At 68.1% G+C, this 351-nt stretch carries 1 protein-coding gene; it reads right to left on the bottom strand.

The features are described from left to right. On the bottom strand, positions 1-334 hold a 334-nt coding region (locus IE99_RS29940; RefSeq protein WP_245623382.1), incomplete at its 3' end, for an acyltransferase domain-containing protein. Positions 335-351: the final 17 nt, after the last annotated feature.

Raw genomic sequence — 351 nt, 5'->3', positions numbered from 1 at the left:
GTTGCTGGGGGCCGGCTCTCAGTAGGTGGTCGAGTTGGTCGGGGTTTCCGGCGATGACGGTGGTGGTGGGTCCGTTGTATGCGGCGATGTGCAGGTCGTCGTAGCCGGTGATGAGTTCGGTCGTCCGGGTGCTGTTGAGGGGGATGCTGGCCATGGCGCCGGTGCCGGCGAGTTGGGTGAGGGTTCTGCTGCGGAGGGCGACGGTTTTGGCGGCGTCGTCGAGGGTGAGGGCGCCGGCTGTGTAGGCGGCGGCTATTTCGCCCTGGGAGTGGCCGAGGACGGCGTGGGGTTGGATGCCGTGGGTCTGCCAGAGGTGGGCGAGGCTGGTTTGCACGGCGAAGAGTGCGGGCT

Source organism: Spirillospora albida (genome assembly GCF_000718255.1).
In the GTDB taxonomy this organism is placed as follows: domain Bacteria; phylum Actinomycetota; class Actinomycetes; order Streptosporangiales; family Streptosporangiaceae; genus Spirillospora; species Spirillospora albida.
Note: the sequence above shows the minus strand (reverse complement) of the source record. Positions and strands in the feature narration are given on the sequence as shown.